17 protein-coding genes are annotated in these 20,010 nt (G+C 41.6%); 4 read left to right on the top strand and 13 right to left on the bottom strand.

Going from position 1 to position 20,010, the window contains the following annotated elements; all coding sequences use genetic code 11:
* Positions 1 to 41: 41 nt before the first annotated feature.
* Entirely contained in the window at positions 42 to 1,469 is a 1,428-nt protein-coding gene (locus D7D53_RS09365; RefSeq protein ID WP_120770784.1) for an AcpB/EbpR/MafR family transcriptional regulator, read from the bottom strand.
* Between the two features lie 164 nt (positions 1,470 to 1,633).
* Here D7D53_RS09365 and hslO point away from each other — a divergent pair, with 164 nt between their 5' ends.
* Genes hslO through D7D53_RS09350 form a run of 3 tightly spaced genes read left to right on the top strand, consistent with a single transcriptional unit; the run spans position 1,634 to position 4,026 of the window.
* Positions 1,634 to 2,506, top strand: coding sequence for an Hsp33 family molecular chaperone HslO (hslO, locus tag D7D53_RS09360; protein WP_050141921.1), 873 nt, complete (start codon positions 1,634 to 1,636; stop codon positions 2,504 to 2,506).
* The gene (gene dusB / locus D7D53_RS09355) at positions 2,493 to 3,473 is read left to right on the top strand and encodes a tRNA dihydrouridine synthase DusB (RefSeq protein ID WP_162927899.1); all 981 of its coding nucleotides are present in this window, start codon (positions 2,493 to 2,495) and stop codon (positions 3,471 to 3,473) included. The genes hslO and dusB overlap by 14 nt, the downstream gene beginning before the upstream one ends.
* 1 nt (position 3,474) lies before the next feature.
* Positions 3,475 to 4,026 (top strand): cysteine hydrolase family protein, encoded by a 552-nt coding sequence (locus tag D7D53_RS09350; RefSeq protein WP_120770782.1) that lies wholly within the window; start codon positions 3,475 to 3,477, stop codon positions 4,024 to 4,026.
* A 69-nt stretch (positions 4,027 to 4,095) separates the two neighbouring features.
* Here D7D53_RS09350 and D7D53_RS09345 read toward each other — a convergent pair whose 3' ends face one another.
* Complete coding sequence (locus D7D53_RS09345; protein ID WP_120770781.1) at positions 4,096 to 4,779, bottom strand: hypothetical protein; 684 nt, start codon at positions 4,777 to 4,779, stop codon at positions 4,096 to 4,098.
* 277 nt (positions 4,780 to 5,056) lie between these two features.
* Here D7D53_RS09345 and D7D53_RS09340 point away from each other — a divergent pair, with 277 nt between their 5' ends.
* Entirely contained in the window at positions 5,057 to 5,287 is a 231-nt protein-coding gene (locus D7D53_RS09340) for a hypothetical protein (protein WP_120770780.1), read from the top strand.
* A gap of 72 nt (positions 5,288 to 5,359) precedes the next feature.
* Here D7D53_RS09340 and D7D53_RS09335 read toward each other — a convergent pair whose 3' ends face one another.
* From D7D53_RS09335 to D7D53_RS09285, 11 genes are all read right to left on the bottom strand, one after another.
* The gene (locus tag D7D53_RS09335; protein WP_000132693.1) at positions 5,360 to 6,133 is read right to left on the bottom strand and encodes an NUDIX domain-containing protein; all 774 of its coding nucleotides are present in this window, start codon (positions 6,131 to 6,133) and stop codon (positions 5,360 to 5,362) included.
* A 1-nt stretch (position 6,134) separates the two neighbouring features.
* A complete protein-coding gene (gene pnuC, locus D7D53_RS09330) occupies positions 6,135 to 6,914 on the bottom strand; it encodes a nicotinamide riboside transporter PnuC (protein ID WP_049552667.1) in 780 nt (259 codons plus the stop codon).
* A 9-nt stretch (positions 6,915 to 6,923) separates the two neighbouring features.
* Entirely contained in the window at positions 6,924 to 7,982 is a 1,059-nt protein-coding gene (locus tag D7D53_RS09325) for an AAA family ATPase (protein ID WP_049552668.1), read from the bottom strand.
* A 142-nt stretch (positions 7,983 to 8,124) separates the two neighbouring features.
* The gene (locus D7D53_RS09320; protein ID WP_120770779.1) at positions 8,125 to 10,557 is read right to left on the bottom strand and encodes an ATP-dependent Clp protease ATP-binding subunit; all 2,433 of its coding nucleotides are present in this window, start codon (positions 10,555 to 10,557) and stop codon (positions 8,125 to 8,127) included.
* Between the two features lies 1 nt (position 10,558).
* Complete coding sequence (locus D7D53_RS09315; protein ID WP_049552670.1) at positions 10,559 to 11,017, bottom strand: CtsR family transcriptional regulator; 459 nt, start codon at positions 11,015 to 11,017, stop codon at positions 10,559 to 10,561.
* Positions 11,018 to 11,135: 118 nt separating this feature from the next.
* Positions 11,136 to 11,864, bottom strand: coding sequence for an ABC transporter ATP-binding protein (locus tag D7D53_RS09310; protein ID WP_120770778.1), 729 nt, complete (start codon positions 11,862 to 11,864; stop codon positions 11,136 to 11,138).
* Complete coding sequence (locus D7D53_RS09305) at positions 11,864 to 12,871, bottom strand: ABC transporter substrate-binding protein (protein WP_061864811.1); 1,008 nt, start codon at positions 12,869 to 12,871, stop codon at positions 11,864 to 11,866. The genes D7D53_RS09310 and D7D53_RS09305 overlap by 1 nt, the downstream gene beginning before the upstream one ends.
* A 37-nt stretch (positions 12,872 to 12,908) precedes the next feature.
* Positions 12,909 to 13,667: an ABC transporter permease gene (locus D7D53_RS09300; RefSeq protein WP_162927898.1), complete on the bottom strand. Its 759-nt coding sequence runs from the start codon at positions 13,665 to 13,667 to the stop codon at positions 12,909 to 12,911.
* The gene (locus tag D7D53_RS09295) at positions 13,630 to 13,920 is read right to left on the bottom strand and encodes a thiamine-binding protein (RefSeq protein ID WP_004261893.1); all 291 of its coding nucleotides are present in this window, start codon (positions 13,918 to 13,920) and stop codon (positions 13,630 to 13,632) included. Before D7D53_RS09295 ends, D7D53_RS09300 begins: the two co-directional genes overlap by 38 nt.
* 273 nt (positions 13,921 to 14,193) lie before the next feature.
* Positions 14,194 to 16,827: a DNA polymerase I gene (gene polA / locus D7D53_RS09290; RefSeq protein WP_120770881.1), complete on the bottom strand. Its 2,634-nt coding sequence runs from the start codon at positions 16,825 to 16,827 to the stop codon at positions 14,194 to 14,196.
* 118 nt (positions 16,828 to 16,945) lie between these two features.
* A complete protein-coding gene (locus D7D53_RS09285) occupies positions 16,946 to 19,990 on the bottom strand; it encodes an SIALI-17 repeat-containing surface protein (protein ID WP_120770776.1) in 3,045 nt (1,014 codons plus the stop codon).
* Positions 19,991 to 20,010: the final 20 nt, after the last annotated feature.

The following is a 20,010-nucleotide window of genomic DNA, read 5'->3' as shown; positions in this document are numbered from 1 at the left end:
TGTGTGAATTTCACAAAAAAGACCTGGAACAACCAAGCCTTTTAAGTGAATAATAACTGACGAATCCCTGCCAAATCTTCCAAATCCAAGTCATTTTTTAAATAATAAACTGGGGTCTGTTCCTTCTTATGAATCGGGTTATTGGTAACCAGCAAATCATAATGCCGAGTACAATCATAGGCTTCAATAGTGATAAAACGATTGTATTCCAAATACCGTTTCAAAATGGCTGCCATCCTTGAAAAGACAAGAAAACCAGATGTCAAATCCAGACCAATCCGCATATGCTGACCACCATTTTCAGCCATATATTCGATTAACTGGAGCCATTCCCAGAGAATTTTCCTATCTAAATCTGTCCCCTGCTGAAAGGCCGGTAGAGCATGAAAAATCTCCTCTGCCGTTCCCCTAAAATCATGTTCCATCAGCAAATAAGGATGACGATTCTCTAACTGGTACTTGTAGCGATCCTGTAAGATATAGCCCTTGTATAGATAAACTTGACCACAAAGCTGACTGAGTTCATAAGTAACGTGATCCTCTGTATAATCACCCAGCAACTCCTCCTTCTTCATTTCTTGAATCAATTGTGTCAGTAAATCTGCCAACTGCCCTCCAAAACCAAGAATATACTCCATAGTATGAAGGGGAAGAATGCGATGGGATAGGAGGAAAGAGAAGAAAATCATCATCTCACCGTCCTCAGTTCCTAGAGGAAGGTGTTGCCCAGCAAAAAAGGACGGAGCCTTTCGATGCAAACGAAGGTAGAAAATATTGTCAAAATACCCTCGCATTTTCTCTTCTATCACTTGAAACTGACAGGCATTGACACGGAGACGTTGTTGACTGATATGAGCCCAGAGAACCAAGTCCAATTTCTGACCCGAAGACAAACTTGCACCGCAGATTTCTTCTAAAGTGGCAATCTCCTGTTTTCTCTCTGGTTTCTGCATGTGACCTTCCCACTCCTGACTGGACCAAACCTTGCGGAAAAGACAGAAATAGAAATAGCGAATTTGATGTTCTGGACCTCGCCACCGTCCATTTTGGATGGATAAGTCAAATTCTGACAAAATCTGATTTAGACTAGCTAAGTGGCGACCAAGCGTAGCCTCACTAATCATCAATTCTTGAGCCAGCTGATGGGCTAAAAACTGTTGGTGGTAGAGAAGATAAACAAGAATCTGATATTTAACAGCATTCTCCAAAAACAAGCTCCGAATATCTCTCCCCTTGGTCGCTGCACCGATCGATAGACGCAGATTTTCATCTTCTAAGTGAATATTCAGCTCTAAGCCACTATCCAAAGCCTTGTCATTGAGAAGGGTGACATATTTGGTTAGGGTTGCTTTTGAAAATCCTGTTTCCTCCATTACAGCCTTGACAGTCGTCTGAGACTCTTGTAATAGAAAGGAAAGGATTGAAAATTGGCCAGATTCAGCCTTTTCCATCAAGTCTCCTAAATACATTTGTTACCCCTTTCATTTTCTACCTTAAGCATAGCATAAATCTTACAAATGCTGAAATAATCTGTTTCTCTTTTTATTTTCATGCTGATTTCCTGGTCCATTATCCTAAAAATCAGCAAACACACGGCTCCCCCTTTGGGCATTTTTATGCTAAAATAGTAGCTATGGATAAAATTATTAAAACAATATCAGAAAGCGGAGCCTTTCGTGCTTTTGTCCTTGATAGCACAGAAACCGTCCGCACTGCTCAAGAAAAACACCAAACCCAAGCTAGCTCAACTGTAGCGCTTGGTCGAACTCTTATCGCTAGCCAGATTCTCGCAGCCAATGAAAAAGGAAATACCAAACTAACAGTGAAGGTACTGGGATCTAGCTCTCTAGGTGCTATTATCACCGTCGCTGATACCAAGGGGAATGTCAAAGGCTATGTTCAAAATTCTGGTGTTGACATCAAAAAGACTGCAACTGGTGAAGTCCTAGTTGGACCTTTTGTCGGCAATGGCCAATTCCTCGTTATCACAGACTACGGTACTGGAAATCCTTACAACTCTATGACTCCCCTCATTTCTGGGGAAATCGGTGAAGACCTTGCCTTTTACCTGACTGAAAGCCAACAAACACCTTCAGCAGTCGGCCTCAATGTCCTTTTGGATGAGGAAGACAAGGTCAAGGTTGCAGGTGGTTTCCTAGTCCAAGTCTTACCAGGAGCCAAGGAAGAAGAGATTGCCCGTTTTGAGAAACGCATCCAAGAAATGCCAGCTATCTCTACCCTTCTCGAAAGTGAAGACCATATCGAAGCCCTCCTCAAAGCAATCTACGGTGACGAGGCCTACAAGCGTCTTTCTGAAGAAGAAATCCGTTTCCAATGTGACTGTAGCCATGAACGCTTTATGAATGCTCTTGCTAGCCTTCCAAGCTCAGACTTACAGGAAATGAAAGAGGAAGACCATGGGGCAGAAATCACTTGTCAATTCTGCCAAACAACTTATAACTTTGATGAAAACGACCTGGAGGAACTCATTCGTGACAAATCTTAATACACCCTTTATGATTGGCAATGTTGAGATTCCCAATCGTACCGTTTTAGCACCCATGGCTGGCGTGACCAACTCAGCCTTTCGTACTATTGCAAAAGAGCTCGGAGCTGGACTCGTTGTCATGGAAATGGTCTCTGACAAGGGCATCCAATACAACAACGAAAAAACCCTGCACATGCTTCATATCGATGAAGGCGAAAACCCTGTTTCTATCCAACTTTTTGGTAGTGATGAAGACAGCCTAGCACGCGCAGCAGAATTCATCCAAGAAAACACCAAAACCGATATCGTGGATATCAACATGGGCTGTCCAGTTAACAAAATCGTGAAGAACGAAGCTGGCGCTATGTGGCTCAAGGACCCAGATAAGATTTACTCTATCATCAACAAGGTCCAATCTGTCCTTGATATCCCACTTACTGTCAAAATGCGAACAGGCTGGGCTGACCCGTCTCTTGCAGTAGAAAATGCCCTCGCTGCTGAAGCTGCAGGTGTTTCTGCCCTCGCTATGCATGGCCGTACCCGTGAACAAATGTACACAGGCCACGCAGACCTTGAGACCCTTCATAAGGTTGCCCAGGCCCTCACCAAGATTCCATTTATCGCTAACGGTGACATTCGTACGGTTCAAGAAGCCAAACAACGTATCGAAGAAGTCGGTGCTGACGCAGTCATGATTGGCCGCGCTGCTATGGGAAATCCCTACCTCTTCAACCAAATCAACCATTACTTTGAAACAGGAGAAATCCTCCCTGATTTGACCTTTGAAGACAAGATGAAAATCGCCTACGAACACTTGAAACGTTTGATTAACCTCAAAGGGGAAAACGTAGCAGTTCGTGAATTTCGTGGTCTCGCTCCTCACTACCTCCGTGGAACATCTGGCGCAGCCAAACTCCGTGGAGCCATTTCACAAGCTAGCACTCTGACAGAGATTGAGGCTCTCTTGCAGTTGGATAAGGCATAAAATGGTTCATACTGCTCTACTGATTATCGATATGCAAAAAGCATTTAATAACCCTATTTGGGGAGAACGGAACAACCCTCAAGCTGAACAACAAGCATTGAGGGTACTGGCATACTTTCGTAAACACGCTCTTCCAGTCTTACACGTTCAACACATATCTGACAATCCCCAGTCGCAATTTCATAACAAACAAAATCAGGAGTTTAAAAGTGGATTTGAACCAGTTACTGCAGAACCTGTCTTTCAAAAAACAGTTAATAGCGCCTTTATTGGAACAAATCTTGAAACCTATTTACGAAAAAATCAGATTTTTCATTTAATCGTTGTTGGTTTGACTCTGCCTCATTGTATATCTACTACGACACGAATGGCAGCAAATCTTGGTTTTAGAGTCACTTTACTAGCAGATGCTACTGCCAGTTTTACCCTATCTAACAAAAACGGTCAGGCCATCTCTCCTGAGACTATCCATGAGATTAACCTCCTTTCTCTACAAGATGAATTTGCTCAAATTCTTACTACAGAAGAATTTCTAACCCAAGTACAAGTATAAAATAATCCGTCAACTCTTATTGAGCTGACGGATTTTCTTTGATTGTAAATATTCAAATACTGATCGTTATTATTGATTCAAAGCAACACTGGAAACCTTACCATCCGCTCCTGTTGTAATTTGGATGATTTTTCCCCCACCAATTTTGGCATTATACTTACCATCATCAAGAGTATAAGAATAGTCTCTGATAGAGTAGTTTTCTTTCTTTCCATCAGCAGATTCTACTGTGAATTTGCCTCCTGATGAAACTGTGATGGTTTCACCATTGGCACCCTTCCAGTTGCCTGCAGCTGCTGAGAAATCACCATCAACCATGGTTAAAACACCCTTGTAGCGTTTGTTGTGTTCTGCTTGCTTGTCTTGAAGTTTGCGGTCAGTTGTTGGATCATAGCCTGACTGGTTAGACTGAGCTTGAGAACCTTGCTGAGTTGAAGGAGCTTGAGTAGCAGTTTGTTGACTAGCTGCCTGTTGATTAGACACTTCTTGGCCTTGTCTTTGCTCTGGTGCAGGTGTCGCAGTTGCTGCAGACTGGTCAGTAGATGATTTGGTCTTTTCAGATGAAGCTGAACTTGAGGACTTCTGAGTTTTACTTTCTTTGCTAGAAGAAGCTGCTTTTGAGCTTGATGATTGGCTTGTCTTAACAGAACTGCTTGCTTGAGTTGTTTCCTTTTTATTTCCACAAGCTCCTAATAGCAAGGTAGAAGCCAATACAGTTGCTGCCATCAATTTGATATAGGTTTTCTTTTTCATTTTTCTACTCCTTTGTAATGTTTTAGAAATATAAAGAAATCTTTTTGTAATATAATTGTAACATTTGGCTTTAAATATGTCAACAATTTATCTAAACTATTTTAAAAATCTTAAATACTTTAGATACATTTACTCCTCCTACTCTTCTATTCGTAATAAAACAGAAAAACAGGAGATTTTTCTTTTAAAATTTGAATTTGTTTTTGTGTAATCGCTTGCATTGTATTAGACAAAGGAATATAATAACATTGAAATAGAATATAGGAGGTGTAGACTTATGTTAAGCAAATATTACAAGTATCTTCCTTGGTTGATTTTGGGAGCTTTCTGGTCTTATCAGTCCGCAATTCGCTACGCTCAGACTACATTTGATGTCTTCTATCTGACGACAGTCTTTATGATTTTCTATATAGCTTTGTTATTCCTACACGAAAAATATCTCAAGTATCTATACAAAGACTTTTTTACTCACCTGTTGAGCAATTCTAAGAAAGATAGCCACCCATAAAATCAGTCACAACACAAAACCATCTCATGATGGTAGATAAAGAGGTCAGGAACTTTGTCCCGACCTCGTTTTTTATTTCAATCGATAGGTTTTTCTTGGTTTCTTTTTAGGCACTCGTTTGAGTCCGACTTCTTCTACATATTCTCCGTATTTTACGAGAAAGTTATTGCTGACGATTGGACGACCGGGGTTGATAAGATTGACCAGTTCAGTTCCTTCGTAGACAGTGAACTCCTCCTCCAGCAGATAAAGGAAGGTCGGATTCCAGTCGAGACGGCCTTGGATTCGTTTGATGGATTCTTGGATAATGGCATAATGGTCAAAAGCGAAGGCTTGCTCCTCCAACTCTACTCCCTTTAAGAAGCACTTGCCTGTCTGAAAATCGACATCTACGAAAACGACATCCTTGGCATCGTCTCCTGCTTGAACAAGTTCTAATGCACGACTAGGCAGATAAACCAAGTGGGCAATGGTCACTGTCCAGCCCCGTGGGTCACGGCCGGGGGTCGATACGGTCATCAATTGCTCGATTTTTTCCAAAGGAAGATCGAGATTGACTTCTTCTCTCACCTCGCGCTGACAGGCATGCGCAGCATCTTCGCCCTTGTCCATAAATCCTCCAACTAAGGCCAAACAATTTTGATATGGATGAGCCTTGCGACGAATTAATAAAAGCTTGATTTTTCCTTCTACAAAGCAATATGCTACCATATCCACCGTCACACTTGGTTTTTCGTATTGAGGGAGTTCTTGCTTGTAGTACCAGTCTAAAAATTCTTCCTGACTGGCATGAATTTCAAAATATTCTTTTTCTGTCATCCCAGCTGGAATCATCGTGTCAGTCATGTTAAGCCTCCTTACGAACTGCCTTAGTCCATTGGTACCAACCTACTAGACTATTGAGTGTGTAGACCCAGTACATCCCTTGAATATGGATATTTTCACCCCACCAAAGGTAGATACTAAAGAGATTAGTTGCAATCCAGAAAACCCATTGCTCACGGTAGAGACGTGTCATCAAGAGCTGGCCAACACCATTGGTCGCATCGGTAACACTATCACGGAAAGGGCGAGCACTATGGATACTTTGGTAAGCCAAGCCCATACCAATCCAAATGATAGCAGTCAAGGCTAAGTACTTGAGCCAGTCAAGCACAGATAATTTCTTAGCTTCAAAGTGAGATTCTTCTACTTTTCCTTGATCATTGATACGGTTGGACAGCCAAGCATAGAGGCCAATCGGCTGCATGACAAAGAAGTAAACGGTCGTCAAAACTTCACCATAAAAAGTCGCATTCATAGCCAAAACCAAATAGATAGCAGAGTTAATGGCCCCAAAGAGATAATTGCTTGCACGCCCTTCTGCTACCAAGATAACACAGACAATCCCAGTCCAAGATGCAAACAAGCTCATCCAGTCATGACTTTCTGTATTTTGAGTGAACTCTAAGATCAAGGGAACACTCGACAAGACGATGAGATACAACCACTGGAAAAGACTACGGCCGACAAAAAGATCTTTCCAGAGCAGGTACATGATTCCTGCAAAACCGATCTTGCGGGCTTCCGCATGGACATTTTTAAAGTTTTCGATAAATTGTGTGATTTTTTCAGTTAGTTTTTTCATAATTTTCTCCTAATCTGCTTGGTAAATGGCATCAATAGCCACTTTTGCTGCTTCATAATTTCCTAGATAATCCTCTGCTAGATAAACTAGTGGAATGGTGGTTAAATATCGCTCTCTCATCTGGTCCAAATGCTGGGAAAAACTATGACGAATATGGTCTTCTGCCATGGTCATATCTCTAAACCCATCATTGATATAGGAGCCGATAGGTTGCACAAAGAGAATCAAGTCCCATTTTTCCTTAGCCAAGATCGAGACAAAGAGATTGTCAAAGGTTTCTCCTGATAAGTCCCCTTGGTCCTCAGTCTCCATGTAATAATCATAGTAGCCTTTGGTTACTAAAGAGTTTGTGTCAGCAATCACTAGACCTCGATTGGCATTGCTATCGATTAACTTAGATGTCTGATCATACTGTCCCAAAAGAAGATAATAGTAATCTTTTGGAGTCAATTCATCGTCGCGGACATTGTTTTTAATCTGGTACTCACGTGCGTATTCCAGACTGACAGGTGCATCGTAATACCTAGCCAAATCCTTAGCAAGAGTGGTCTTCCCATTGCTGGCACTTCCCATAATCAACACTTTCTTTGTAAACTGACGTCGGAAGGGTTGAGCAATATATTTCCAATATTTGCTTGGATTTTCTCGAATCATAGTCGCTGAGATACCAAACTTTCTTTCTTGCAAGACAGTCTCAAAGCCACGATTTGATAATTCTTGCTGGTAGTCTGCTTCTCCCACAAAGAAAATTAGTTCTTGCTGGGTTTCATCATAGGAAATCTCTGCAAACATTTGGTCCAACCACTCCTGCCAGCCCATAGGGTAACGGGGAAGATTGGTTTCGTCTAACTTGCAAACGGAGGTCAACTCGTCATCACGAAAGGCCTCTCGAATATAGCGAAATCTCTTTTGAAGAGTTAAGCCTACCTGCTCCCCTCGGTCTCCCTCATAGCCTGAAACGACAACCCAGACCTGGTCACACTGCCGCTTCGCTCGCTGAATCAGATCGATATGTCCTTGATGAAGTGGAGCAAAGGTTCCAAATACCACTGCTGTTTTCTTTTTCATAAACCTATAGCCTTTTTATATTTTTTGATATTTTTCTCTATGTTTTTATTATAAACTATATTTTTGTTTTGTCAATAGTTTTTTATTGTTTTTTATAAAAAAGTAGCAAAAAAGAATCAGGATCACTCCTAATTCTCCATTTTTAAGCAATATCAAATTTTAATTGACCAGCTTTGACACCAATCTTAAGTGTCTTACCTGCCACTAGTTCTCCCTTGAGAAGAAGTTCTGCCAACTTGTCTTCCACTTCTGTTTGTAGGGTTCTGCGAAGTGGACGAGCTCCCATCTCTGGATCATATCCTTGATTTGCCAATAATTTCAGTGCTGAAGCTTGTAATTTCAAGTCAATACCTTTTTCAGCCAAACTTGCCACTAAAGGTTTGACCATAATCTTCACTACTTCCTGCATATGGTCGCTAGAAAGGCTATGGAAGACCACCTTTTCATCAATACGGTTAATAAATTCAGGTCTATAAGCCTTTTTCAACTCTTCAAACATGCGTTTTTCCATATTTTCCTGGTCAAAACGAATATCCTTAGCCCCAAATCCGACGGTCTTGTCATCCCGAAGGGCTGTCGCACCAAGATTTGACGTCATGATGATAATGGTATTTGAAAAGTCGACCTTGCGTCCCTTGCTATCTGTCAAGACACCGTCATCCAGAACCTGCAAGAGAACATTAAAGATATCTGGGTGGGCCTTCTCTACCTCGTCAAAGAGGAGAACGGAATAGGGTTTGTTGCGAACTTTCTCGGTCAACTCCCCACCTTCTTCATAACCCACATAGCCCGGAGGAGCTCCATTAAGACGGCTAGCTGCGAATTTCTCCATATACTCACTCATATCAAAGCGGATAAGGGCTGATTCGTCGTCAAAAAGAACTTCTGCCAAAACCTTGGCCAATTCGGTCTTACCGACACCTGTAGGTCCTAGGAACATAAAGGAACCAATCGGACGCTTGTGACTGCGAATCCCTGACTGGTTGCGGCGAATCGCACGGCTAATGCTTGAAACAGCTTGATCTTGACCGATGACACGTTTGTGCAGTTCAGCTTCCAAGTTTAAGTATTTCTTAGCATCAGTCTGAGTCAGTTTTTGAACGGGGATACCTGACAAGCGACTCAAGGTGGTCAAAATATCAGACTCTGTCACCAAGTCTTTATAAACAGGCACTTCCTCTTCTTTTGCAATTAGCTGAGCTGCCTGTTCCCACTTACCATCCATCAAGGCCTTGTCAGCTGGACTCAAACCTGAATCGTCTGCTTTTACATGCTTAGCCTTATTTTGCACTGTTGCTGCTGCCTCATCCAAGAGGTCGATAGCAGAATCTGGTAAGTGACGGCTAGTCAAGTAACGATGAGCCATCTTGACCGCTGTTTCAACCGCTTCATCTGTGATTTGCACACGGTGATGTTTCTCATAAGTCACCTTCAAACCTTGCAAAATAGTCATACTGTCTGCCACACTTGGTTCTTCAATCGTCACTTTAGCGAAACGACGAGAAAGGGCCGCATCTTTTTCGATATGTTTTTGATATTCTTCCTGAGTAGTCGCACCAACCGTTCTCAAAGTTCCACGCGCTAAGGCTGGCTTCAAGATATTGGCCGCATCTAGAGTTGAGTCAATCCCACTACCAGAACCCATGATGGTATGAAGTTCATCGATAAAGAGGATTACTTGGCCATCTTCTTCAATATCCTTGATGATATTGTTCATGCGTTCTTCAAAGTCACCACGGAAACGTGTCCCTGCAACAACATTCATCAAATCAAGCTCTAACACGCGCATCTTAGCCATTTCTGCAGGTACATCACCACTAGCAATACGCTGGGCAAGCCCAAGCGCCAGAGCTGTTTTCCCGACACCAGCATCCCCAACCAAGACAGGATTATTCTTTGTCTTCCGACTCAAGATTTGAATCATACGCGAGATTTCCTTGTCCCGACCGATGACTGGCTCCAACTTGCCAGAACGCGCTTGCTCTGTCAAATCATGCGTATAGTCCTCAAGACCACCGCTCGGAGTCTGGGGCATGCCCATCATATTAGCCATAGAATTTTGCTTGTCAGCTACTGTACGATGACGTTGGCGTAAAGCCTTGAGGTCTTCTCGAGTCCAGCCTGCCCGTTCTTCTAAATTTCGACGAAGGGCAGCAATCTTAACCTGATCTTTCTTGTCTTCATAAGAAAAACCAGCCCTCTCCAAGATACGAGTCGCCAAGGCATTGCCATCATGTAAAATCGCATAAAGGACGTGCTCCGTCCCTAGCACCTTAGAATGGACCACTGACGCCACATATTCCGCTTCATCAAAAAGAACCTGCAAACGATGAGAAAACGGCAATTCCGTGAAGGTTTCATCCTGGCTATAGTCCGTTTCAGTCAGTTCCAAAGCGACTTCTTCTAAACGATCCATCTCATATGGATAATCATTTAAAGTTGCCCCTGCCACACTATAACTGTGATTGGACATGGCAATCAACAAGTGCCAAGACTCTAGATAACGAGCTCCAAAATGGCCAGCAACCATGTAGGCACTTTCGATACATTCATTCAATGCTTTTGAATAGTTCATCTTACTTCCCTTTTCTATCTACCTCTTGTATGACCTGTCGTAGCATGTTTGCACGAAGGACTGGAGCTTCTTCTCCTAGAACGCGATCCAAAGCTACTGATACTAGCAAATTCATCTCCTGCTTGGTCATCAATTCCTGCTCAACCAAAAGCTGTAGAATATCCTCATAAATTTCTTGACTAATCCGCTCACCAATTGAGTAAAGCAGCTCCTTGAGCATTTCATGATGACTAGAAAACTCAATCCGTCCTATACGAATATAGCCTCCGCCACCACGCTTACTTTCAACCAAGTAGCCTCTACTTTCCGTAAAGCGTGTCTTGATCACGTAGTTAATCTGACTAGGAACAACCTGAAAGGTATCTGCCAACTGACTCCGTTGCAACTCCACAATTCCAGATTGATCTAAAATCGCCTTGATGTAGGCCTCAATATGATCCGATGTATTTTTAAATCTCATTACAAACCCACCTCTCTCTTTAAACCTTGACTATCTTTGACTATTATACCGAAATTTTCTCATTTTTAAAAGAAAAAGGGCGCTGGTAAAGGATAATCTTCACCAACTCCCCATTTTTCTACTTATCTAAGCCTAATTCTGCCAAGATTTGACGTTTGTAGGCAATCTTTTGGACTTCCTTGTCCTCACCTTCAGACCAATCTAATTTAATTTCTGAAACAATCTGCCCAGGTCGATTTTTCAAGATATAGATGCGGTCGCTAAGATTGATGGCCTCCTCGATACTGTGGGTAATAATCAATGTCGTCAATTGCAACTGCTTGTGAATCTCAAGGTACCAAGCGTGTAGTTCCATCTTGGTCATCTCATCCAAGGCGCTAAAGGCTTCATCTAAGAGAAAGAGCTTGTGACCGAAAAGATAGGTACGAAGTAAGGCCACACGCTGGCGCATCCCACCACTGAGTTCATGAGGGTATTTATCTCTTACAGCTGTCAACTGGAAAGTCGCAAGAATTTCATCTGCGCGAGCAATAGCTTCTGCCTTATCCACCTTTTGAATCAAGAGGGGAAGAATGATATTACCAAGCACCGTCTTGTGCTCCAAGAGCAGATCCTTTTGCAACATATAACTCACGCGGCCCTTGGGATTCTCCTCCCCATCAAGGACAATTCTCCCTGACTGAACTTCTAAAATCCCAGCGATTAGATTAAAGAGGGTGGTCTTTCCTACACCACTTGGGCCTAAGATAGAAACCACTTCTCCTGAAGTCACCTGCAGGTTGATATCCTCTAAAATCCTCTCCTCGCCATAAGCATAACTGACGTGTTCTAGTCTAATTTCTGTCATTATTTCACAAATTCATTGGTAAAGCCTTTGTCTGTCAAGTCTTCTTTAAGGATACCATTTTCTTTATCCCATTTGTAGAAGGCATTCCAGCGAGCTGCATCAAATTGACCCCATTTTTCCTTGTCGCTTGCGTATTCTTTTGACAAGTATTTTTGAGATTCGATGACAAAGTCACGTTTTTCCTTGAGTTCAGGTGCATTTTTGATGAGGATATCAGCTGCTTCCTCTGGATGCTCCATAGCATATTGGTAGCCTTTTTTGATGGCTTGGATGACTTTGCGAGCTTCTTCTTTGTTGTCTTTAAGGTAGTCGTTGTTTGCGATGATAACTGGTGAGTAGTAGTCAAACTCCTTGACATAGTCTTTCAAGTACATGAAGTTAGCCTCTACGCCTTGAGATTTTGCAAGAATTCCATCCCATCCATAGTAGATCCAAGCAGTGTCAAATACTCCATTGGCAATCGGTGTAATCGAGTTTGAGTCGTTGTTTGGTACTTTTTCTACTTTTTCAAAGTCTCCACCTTGAGATTCTACTAAGGTTTTCAACATAGCAAGTTCAGTTGGGTCATTCCAAGTTCCGTATTTCTTACCAACCAAGTCTTTTGGACTAGCTACATTGTCAGATTTACGAGAGATAATTCCTGATGTATTGTGTTCTACGATAGCGGCAACGGCAGTAATTCCTGCACCTTTTTCCAATTTCTTAGCCATGTAGTCTTGGAAATACACTGCAAATGGTGCCTTTCCGTTAATAACCAAGTCAGAAGAACTTTCTTCTGGTGGCAATTTCAAATCAACATCCACTCCAGCTTCTTTGAAATAGCCTTTTTCTTTAGCAACATAAAGCCCTGTGTGGTTGGTATTTGGTGTCCAGTCTAGGATAAAGTCGATCTTCTTGAGTTCTGCTTCTTTGTTGTCCTTAGAAGCAGTTCCTTGGCCACAGGCCACAAGCACAACAGCTACAAGAGCTGTCACAAGCGTTAAAAACACTTTCCATGTTTTCTTCATTTTCTTTCCTCTTTTCTTTTTCAAAAACATTCTAATGCTACGAACGTTTCCATTTAATAACATATTTCTCGCTGATATCGACCAGCTTCATACCAAGAAGACTGATAATCGATACCAAAATAATAATAGCAAACATGGTATCATACTGAAACAGTTTCTTGGACTGAATCATGTAGACACCTAGTCCTTCAAAACCTCCCAACCACTCAGATACCACGGTTGTGATAAAAGCGTAGGATACACTGACTCTCAGACCTGCATAAAAGTAAGGCAGGCTGACTGGGATTTTAAAATGCCACAGGATTTGCCAAGGTTTGGCCCGCATCAGACTAAACAAGGTCAGCATATCCTTGTCACAATGCCTAAAACCGTCCAAAATACTTACGATGATAGGAAAAGTTGTCGTTAAGATAATCAAGACAATCTTGGGTAAAATCCCATAACCGAGCCACAAGACCAGAATAGGGGCTATGGCAATGGTCGGGATAGTCTGAACGACCACCATCATAGGGTAAATCAGGTCATTAAGCCAAGTCAAACTGTCCATAAGTACAGCCATGAGACAGGCAATCAAAACTCCCAGAACCAGCCCCAGTAAAGCCACTCTCAAGGTAGCCCAGCTATGGTGCCAGAGAAATTCTCTATCACGAACAAAGGCCTGGAGAATTTCAAGAGGTGTAGGCAGGATAAACTTGGGGAGAAGTTTAAGAAAACCTGCTACCTGCCAGATTGACAAGACTCCTAGAAAGCCCAAAAGACTAATCTGTCGCCTCAGTATACTTTTCAAGTTTCTCATCAATACTTAAAATCTCTCCTACATTTATTTTGACATTAGCAAAGATATTGTCTGCCTCCTGCCCTGCCACTTCCAGCGCTTCTTTGAGAATGCGCATAAGCTCATCAAACTCCCCTTCCAAGACCGTTTCAAATGGTGTCACCACCATAGTCACTTCTTGAGCTTTCAGATAGGCAATGACCTGATCAATAACAGCAATCCGATCAATCCCCTGTGATAGGGGTAAAACTTGCAAGGCAATGCTTGCTTTCATAAGAACCTCCTCTTCTCGTTTTCCTTTGACAAAAAGAAAAACCTTTACCATATATGGAAAAGGTGCAGAATAGACTAAGTATTGTTCCCTACGCTGGCATTACCCAGATCAAGTGCGGTCGAAGCTTAACGCTTCCTCTCAGACTGTACACAGACTCCCATATATTATATGGACATATGATAGCGCAAAACCAAAAAAATGTCAAGGAAACTGCTTACAGAAAAACATGAAAAAGAGTTTGAAAACAAGTGCTTCAAACTCTACATAACTTTTTTATTTAGCCTCGTACCAGGTTGCCCCTTCATTCTCATCTGCGATGAGGGGAACACTGAGTTGAATGGCTTCTTCCATAGTTTGTTTCACTAATTTTTTCATCTCTGCTAATTCAGATTTAGGAACTTCAAGGACAATTTCATCGTGAACTTGTAGAAGCATCTTAGTCTGATAACCACCTGCAACTAAGGCTTTATCCAGCTGAATCATGGCAATCTTGAGAATATCTGCCGCCGAACCCTGAATAGGAGAGTTGATAGCTGTCCGCTCCGCAAAACCACGAATGTTGAAGTTGCGCGAATTGATATCTGGCAACTCACGACGACGCTTGAAGAGGGTCTCCACATAGCCCTTATCACGCGCCTCACGCACCACTTCATCCATGTAGTTTTTAATACCTGGGAAGCGTTCAAAGTAGGTATCAATGTAGGCTTTGGCTTCCTTACGACTAATGCCCAGATTATTAGACAAGCCAAAGTCTGAAATTCCATAAACCACCCCAAAGTTAACTGCCTTAGCATTGCGACGGTCGTTTGCAGTCACATCCTCAGGACGCTCAATGCCAAAGACCCGCATGGCTGTCGAAGTATGGATATCTGCCCCCTCTTGGAAAGCCTTAATCAAGTGCTCATCCTTAGAAATATGCGCCAAAACACGCAATTCAATCTGTGAATAGTCCGAGCTGAGCAGCACACTATCCTCCCACTCAGGTACAAAAGCCTTACGAATGAGACGGCCCTGCTCCAAACGCACAGGAATGTTTTGCAAGTTTGGATCTACACTAGACAAACGCCCAGTCTGGGTCAAATCCTGCACATAGCGAGTATGAATCTTGCCATCAGCCAAAATCCAGTCCTGCAAGCCAATCACATAAGTCGATTGAATCTTGGCAATCTGACGGTAATCCAGGATTTTCTTAACAATTGGCGCAATAGGAGCCAAGCGTTCCAAGACATCCACCGCAGTCGAGTATCCAGTTTTGGTTTTCTTAGTGTATTCTAGAGGTAGCCCCAATTTTTCAAAGAGAAGCACCCCCAACTGCTTAGGCGAGTTGATATTAAACTCCTCACCAGCCAGTTCGTAAATCTCCTGAGTGAGTTTTTCAATGACAAGCTCATTTTCAGCCTGCATCTCAAGAAGAGTCTCTTTCTTGACCGTAATCCCAGCAATTTCCATCTTAGCAAGGACAAAGGCCAGAGGTTGCTCCATATCATAAAGAAGCTCTAATTGCCCATTTTCGCTGAGTTTTTCAAGCAAAATAGGCTCTGTTTCGACCAAAACTGCAAGCTTACGAGCTAAATGCTCCAAGAATTTCTCACGTTCAGGAAGGGCCTTCTTGACTCCCTTACCATAGAAAGTCTCATCATCAACCAAATAAGTCTGACCATAAAGACTAGCGATGGTCGCAATTTCATTGTCCTCCACAGTCGAAAGGAGGTATTTAGCCAAACGGCTATCAAAAGCAGGCGCCTGCAAATCCACACCAAAACGATGCAAGAGAACTTTAGCCTTCTTAAAGTCATACACTCTCAGAGGTGTTTTTTCTAGAAAGTCCTTGAAAATCGGCTCTTGCAAAAGCTCAAGTTTATCTGTGGCATAGAGCTTATCCCCACAAGACCAGGCAAAACCAACCAAATCGTCCGTATGGTAATTCTCCCCAAAAAGCTCAAAATGGAAGATAGACTCTTCACTCAGCATATCTTGACTAATTTGGTCAACGATAGTAAAGTTCAAACTCTCAGCCACATCAGCTGACGACACATTTAAAGCCTGCTTGAGCTGTTTGAAACCCATCTCATCGTAGAATTTCCCGAGATTTTCAACATCTGGACCGCTATAGACCAAATCCTCCAAACCAATCTCAATCGGTGCCTTGGTATCAATGGTCGCTAGTGTTTTAGACAAAAAGGCCTGTTCCTTATCATTGATAAGATTTTCCTTCATCTTAGAAGCCTTCATCCCATTGATATTCTCATAAATCCCCTCGAGTGAGCCATGCTCCAGCAAGAGCTTGATACCCGTCTTTTCACCAATTTTGGTTACTCCAGGGATATTATCCGACTTATCACCCATGAGCGCCTTGAGATCGATAAACTGCGTCGGTGTAATGCCCATCTTTTCCATAAGATATTCTGGCGTAAAGGCCTCAAACTCAGCCACACCTTTCTTGGAAATTTCAACCACCGTATGCTCATCCGTCAGCTGAATCAAATCCTTGTCCCCACTGACAATGGTAATATCAAAACCATCCTGCTCTGCTAGCTTATCCAATGTCCCAATGATGTCATCAGCCTCATACTGAGCCAACTCATAGTGACGAATCCCCATATGATCCAGCAACTCACGAATGAAGGGAAATTGCTCACGAAACTCATCCGGAGTCTTAGCTCGACCACCCTTATAATCTGCATACATCTCTGTCCGGAAGGTCGTCTTTCCCGCATCAAAAGCCACCAAAATATGACTCGGCTCAACCCGCTCCAACAAATGGCTCAACATCAACTGAAAACCATAAATCGCATTGGTATGCAAACCAGCCGCATTCTTAAAACGGTCCAACTGCTGATAGAGCGCAAAAAACGCCCGAAAAGCAACAGAAGACCCATCAATCAATAATAATTTTTTCTTATCCATACACCCATTATAAAGGAAAGCACCAAAAAATACCATTAGGAAGAGTTCCCTGAGAGAAACTAAGATAATAGTAAAAAGAGAAGGAAGTTACTCCCTCTCTTTCAAACTACGAAATGAATTAGTTTTTACGTTTCACAAATGGAATGGCACCAAGGAACAATCCAAGGAATCCTAATGATGCAACTGCAACATTATCTTTACCACCAGTATTTGGAAGTTCTTTTTTATCTTCTGTTTTTACTGCTGGCGCTTGATAAGTATTATCCTTGTTAGTACCTGCTGTTGTAAGAGTATATTGTGGAACTTCGTTAATTGCTGCTTCTACACTATTAACGCCTCCTGTATATTCTGGAACTTCGTTAATTGCTGCTTCTACACTATTAACGCCTCCTGTATATTCTGGAACTTCGTTAATTGCTGCTTCTACACTATTAACACCTCCTGTATATTCTGGAACTTCGTTAATTGCTGCTTCTACACTATTAACACCTCCTGTATATTCTGGAACTTCGTTAATTGCTGCTTCTACACTATTAACACCTCCTGTATATTCTGGAACTTCGTTAATTGCTGCTTCTACACTATTAACGCCTCCTGTATATTCTGGAGCATCGGCTATAGTAGGAGGTGTTGCATCATTTACCCCACCAGTGAAATCAGATTCATTATCTCCAGAAGGAGAATCACTAGGATTCACACCACCATTAAATTCTGGAGCATTAGGAGCAGTTGGTACTTCGTCAGGTTGTTTAGCATCGTCAGAAGGAGAATCACTAGGATTTACTCCACCATTAAATTCTGGAGCATTAGGAGCAGTTGGTACTTCGTCAGGTTGTTTAGCATCGTCAGAAGGAGCGTCAGCAGGATTTACCCCACCAGTGAATTCTGGAGCATCAGGAACAGTTGGAACTTCATCTGCTTCCTTAGCAGGCTCAGTAGGTGCTTCATCATCACTTACGCCACCACTGAAATCTTTAGGTTCTTCACCTTTAGGAACTTCTTTTAAGTTTTCGATATAACCTAAAGTTGCGTTGTAATCGTCAGTTAGTGTATCGATTGCATTTTTACGCGCTTGTAATGATTCGTTAACTTCGTCAAATTTAGCTTGAGCTTCATCAACAGAAGCTTTAGCAGAAGCGACAGAACCTTCTAGTTTAGTTACAGCATCTTGTAATTTATCGATAACATCTTGATCAGCTTTATTCGTTTTAGCTGTTTCAAGAGCAACTTTAGCTTTTTCTAAGGTTTCTTTTTGTTTATCTAAGGCAGCATTTTTCTCTTCTACTGCCTTAGCTTTTTCAGCAGCATCTGCTTTATCTTTATCAGCTTCTTTAGTTAATTTTTCAATTTTTTCAGCTAAATCATCAGCAATATCTGTAAGTTTTTTAACGATTGGTTTAGAAGCTTCTTTTTTAGCAGCTTCATCAATTTTTTTAGCTTCTTCAGCATCTAATTTTTTAGTTTCATCAACTTTTTCAGGAGCTTTGTTTCTAGTGTTATAGTCGTTTTCTAATTCTTTTAGAATATCTTTAGCAGATAAATCACCTTTTTCAACGGCATCTAGAATAGCTTCTTTACCAATTTCAGCTTTTTTATCAGCTATTGCTTTTTCTTTATCAGTTATACTTGCATCTTTATGGATTTCTGCAATCGCATCTTCTTCAAGTTGATCTAAAGCGTCTTTAAGAGCTGTTTTAGTTTCAGCTTCTTCTTTTTTAGCCTCTTCTTCTTTTTTAACTTCTTCTTCAACTTTAGCTTTTGCTTTTTCAGCTTCTTCTTTAGCTTTGGCTAATTCAGCTTCTGCGTCAGCTTTAGCTTTTTCAGCTTCTTCTTTTTTAGTTTGAGCAGCAGTTACGTCAGCAGCTTCTTTTTCAGCTTTAGCAGTATCTTCCTCAACTTTTTTAGCTTCTTCAGCAACTTTTTTCTCTAATTCAGCAACTTTAGCATCCGCTTCTGCTTTAGCTTCAGCAGCTTTTTCAGCTTCTGTTTTCTCTGCTGGTTTAGCTGGCTCTTCTTCTACTGGTTTAGCTGGCTCGTTCGCTTCTTTTTCTTTAGCAGCTTTCACTTCTTCTAGAGTTTTGTTGTACTCATCAGTAAGTTTGTTTAATTCGTCAGCAACAGCTTTAGTATCTAAAGCAGCTTGATCAAAGTCATTTTGTGCAGCATCACGAGCTGCTTCTGCTTTTTTAGCAACATCTTCTAAAATTTTAACAATTTCTTCAGATGAACCATTTGCTTTTGCTGTTTCAAGAGCTTTTTTAGTTTTTTGTAGAGTTTCATCTCTCTTAGTTAATGTATCAGCTTTTTTATCTTCTTCAGATTTTAATGCATCCGCTTCTTTTTTAAGCTCATCAACATTTTCACCTAAATCATCAGCTTTATCTTGAAGTTTTTCTGATGCAGGACGAGCAGCATCAGCTTTTTCAGCTTTGTCAATCCCAGCTTTAATATCTTCTGGAAGTTGATCTTTAGTTGAAGGGTTAGCTTGAGTTGCACCAGCATCAGCAGTAGCAGCTTGGTCTTTATTTCTTAATTTTTTCTCAGTTTCTTTATTAGCTTCAGCTTTTTCGTTATCATCTGCTAATTCAGCAAGAACATCACCAGCTTTTAAATCACCAGCTTCTACAGCATTTAATAATTCTTCTTTTGCTTTTTTGTCAAGCAATTCGTTATCAGGAATTTGTTTCAAAGCTTCAGTTAAAGTTTCTTTAGCTTCAGCCTCTTCTTTTTTAGCGTCTTCTTCTTTTTTAGCTTCTTCTTTAGCTTTAACATCAGCTTCGGCAGCTTTTTCTTTAGCAGCAGCTAGTTCATCATCAGCAGTTTTTTTAGCTTCTTCAGCTTTAATTTTTGCAGCATCAGCTTCTGCTGCTTCTTTTTTCTCTGCTTCAAGCTTAGTAGTTGCTTCATCAGCTGCAGTAGTTGTCGTATCTACTTTTGCTTGAGCTTCATCAACTTTAGCGTTAGCTTCTTTTTCAGCTTCTTTAGCTTTTTCTACTTCAGTTTTTGGAGTTTCAGCCGCAGGTGTAGGCTGAGAATCTCCAGCAGGTTGAGTAGCTACTGGTTTGCCATCAGCTTTCACGACTGACGGTTGAGATGCAACAAATGCCGCTCCCAAAACAGCAACACTTGCTAAGCTAGTTAAAATCATTTTCTTTTTGTTCATCTTGTGTACCTCTTTTTAAG

Source organism: Streptococcus gwangjuense (genome assembly GCF_003627155.1).
GTDB lineage: Bacteria > Bacillota > Bacilli > Lactobacillales > Streptococcaceae > Streptococcus > Streptococcus gwangjuensis.
Note: the sequence above shows the minus strand (reverse complement) of the source record. Positions and strands in the feature narration are given on the sequence as shown.

Excerpts from the sequence above, each read along its gene's own strand:
- D7D53_RS09365 (WP_120770784.1), bottom strand. The coding sequence starts at position 1,469 with ATGTATTTAGGAGACTTGATGGAAAAGGCTGAATCTGGCCAATTTTCA.
- hslO (WP_050141921.1), top strand. The coding sequence starts at position 1,634 with ATGGATAAAATTATTAAAACAATATCAGAAAGCGGAGCCTTTCGTGCT.
- D7D53_RS09350 (WP_120770782.1), top strand. The coding sequence starts at position 3,475 with ATGGTTCATACTGCTCTACTGATTATCGATATGCAAAAAGCATTTAAT.
- D7D53_RS09345 (WP_120770781.1), bottom strand. The coding sequence starts at position 4,779 with ATGAAAAAGAAAACCTATATCAAATTGATGGCAGCAACTGTATTGGCT.
- D7D53_RS09340 (WP_120770780.1), top strand. The coding sequence starts at position 5,057 with ATGTTAAGCAAATATTACAAGTATCTTCCTTGGTTGATTTTGGGAGCT.
- D7D53_RS09335 (WP_000132693.1), bottom strand. The coding sequence starts at position 6,133 with ATGACTGACACGATGATTCCAGCTGGGATGACAGAAAAAGAATATTTT.
- pnuC (WP_049552667.1), bottom strand. The coding sequence starts at position 6,914 with ATGAAAAAACTAACTGAAAAAATCACACAATTTATCGAAAACTTTAAA.
- D7D53_RS09325 (WP_049552668.1), bottom strand. The coding sequence starts at position 7,982 with ATGAAAAAGAAAACAGCAGTGGTATTTGGAACCTTTGCTCCACTTCAT.
- D7D53_RS09320 (WP_120770779.1), bottom strand. The coding sequence starts at position 10,557 with ATGAACTATTCAAAAGCATTGAATGAATGTATCGAAAGTGCCTACATG.
- D7D53_RS09315 (WP_049552670.1), bottom strand. The coding sequence starts at position 11,017 with ATGAGATTTAAAAATACATCGGATCATATTGAGGCCTACATCAAGGCG.
- D7D53_RS09310 (WP_120770778.1), bottom strand. The coding sequence starts at position 11,864 with ATGACAGAAATTAGACTAGAACACGTCAGTTATGCTTATGGCGAGGAG.
- D7D53_RS09305 (WP_061864811.1), bottom strand. The coding sequence starts at position 12,871 with ATGAAGAAAACATGGAAAGTGTTTTTAACGCTTGTGACAGCTCTTGTA.
- D7D53_RS09300 (WP_162927898.1), bottom strand. The coding sequence starts at position 13,667 with ATGAGAAACTTGAAAAGTATACTGAGGCGACAGATTAGTCTTTTGGGC.
- D7D53_RS09295 (WP_004261893.1), bottom strand. The coding sequence starts at position 13,920 with ATGAAAGCAAGCATTGCCTTGCAAGTTTTACCCCTATCACAGGGGATT.
- polA (WP_120770881.1), bottom strand. The coding sequence starts at position 16,827 with ATGGATAAGAAAAAATTATTATTGATTGATGGGTCTTCTGTTGCTTTT.
- D7D53_RS09285 (WP_120770776.1), bottom strand. The coding sequence starts at position 19,990 with ATGAACAAAAAGAAAATGATTTTAACTAGCTTAGCAAGTGTTGCTGTT.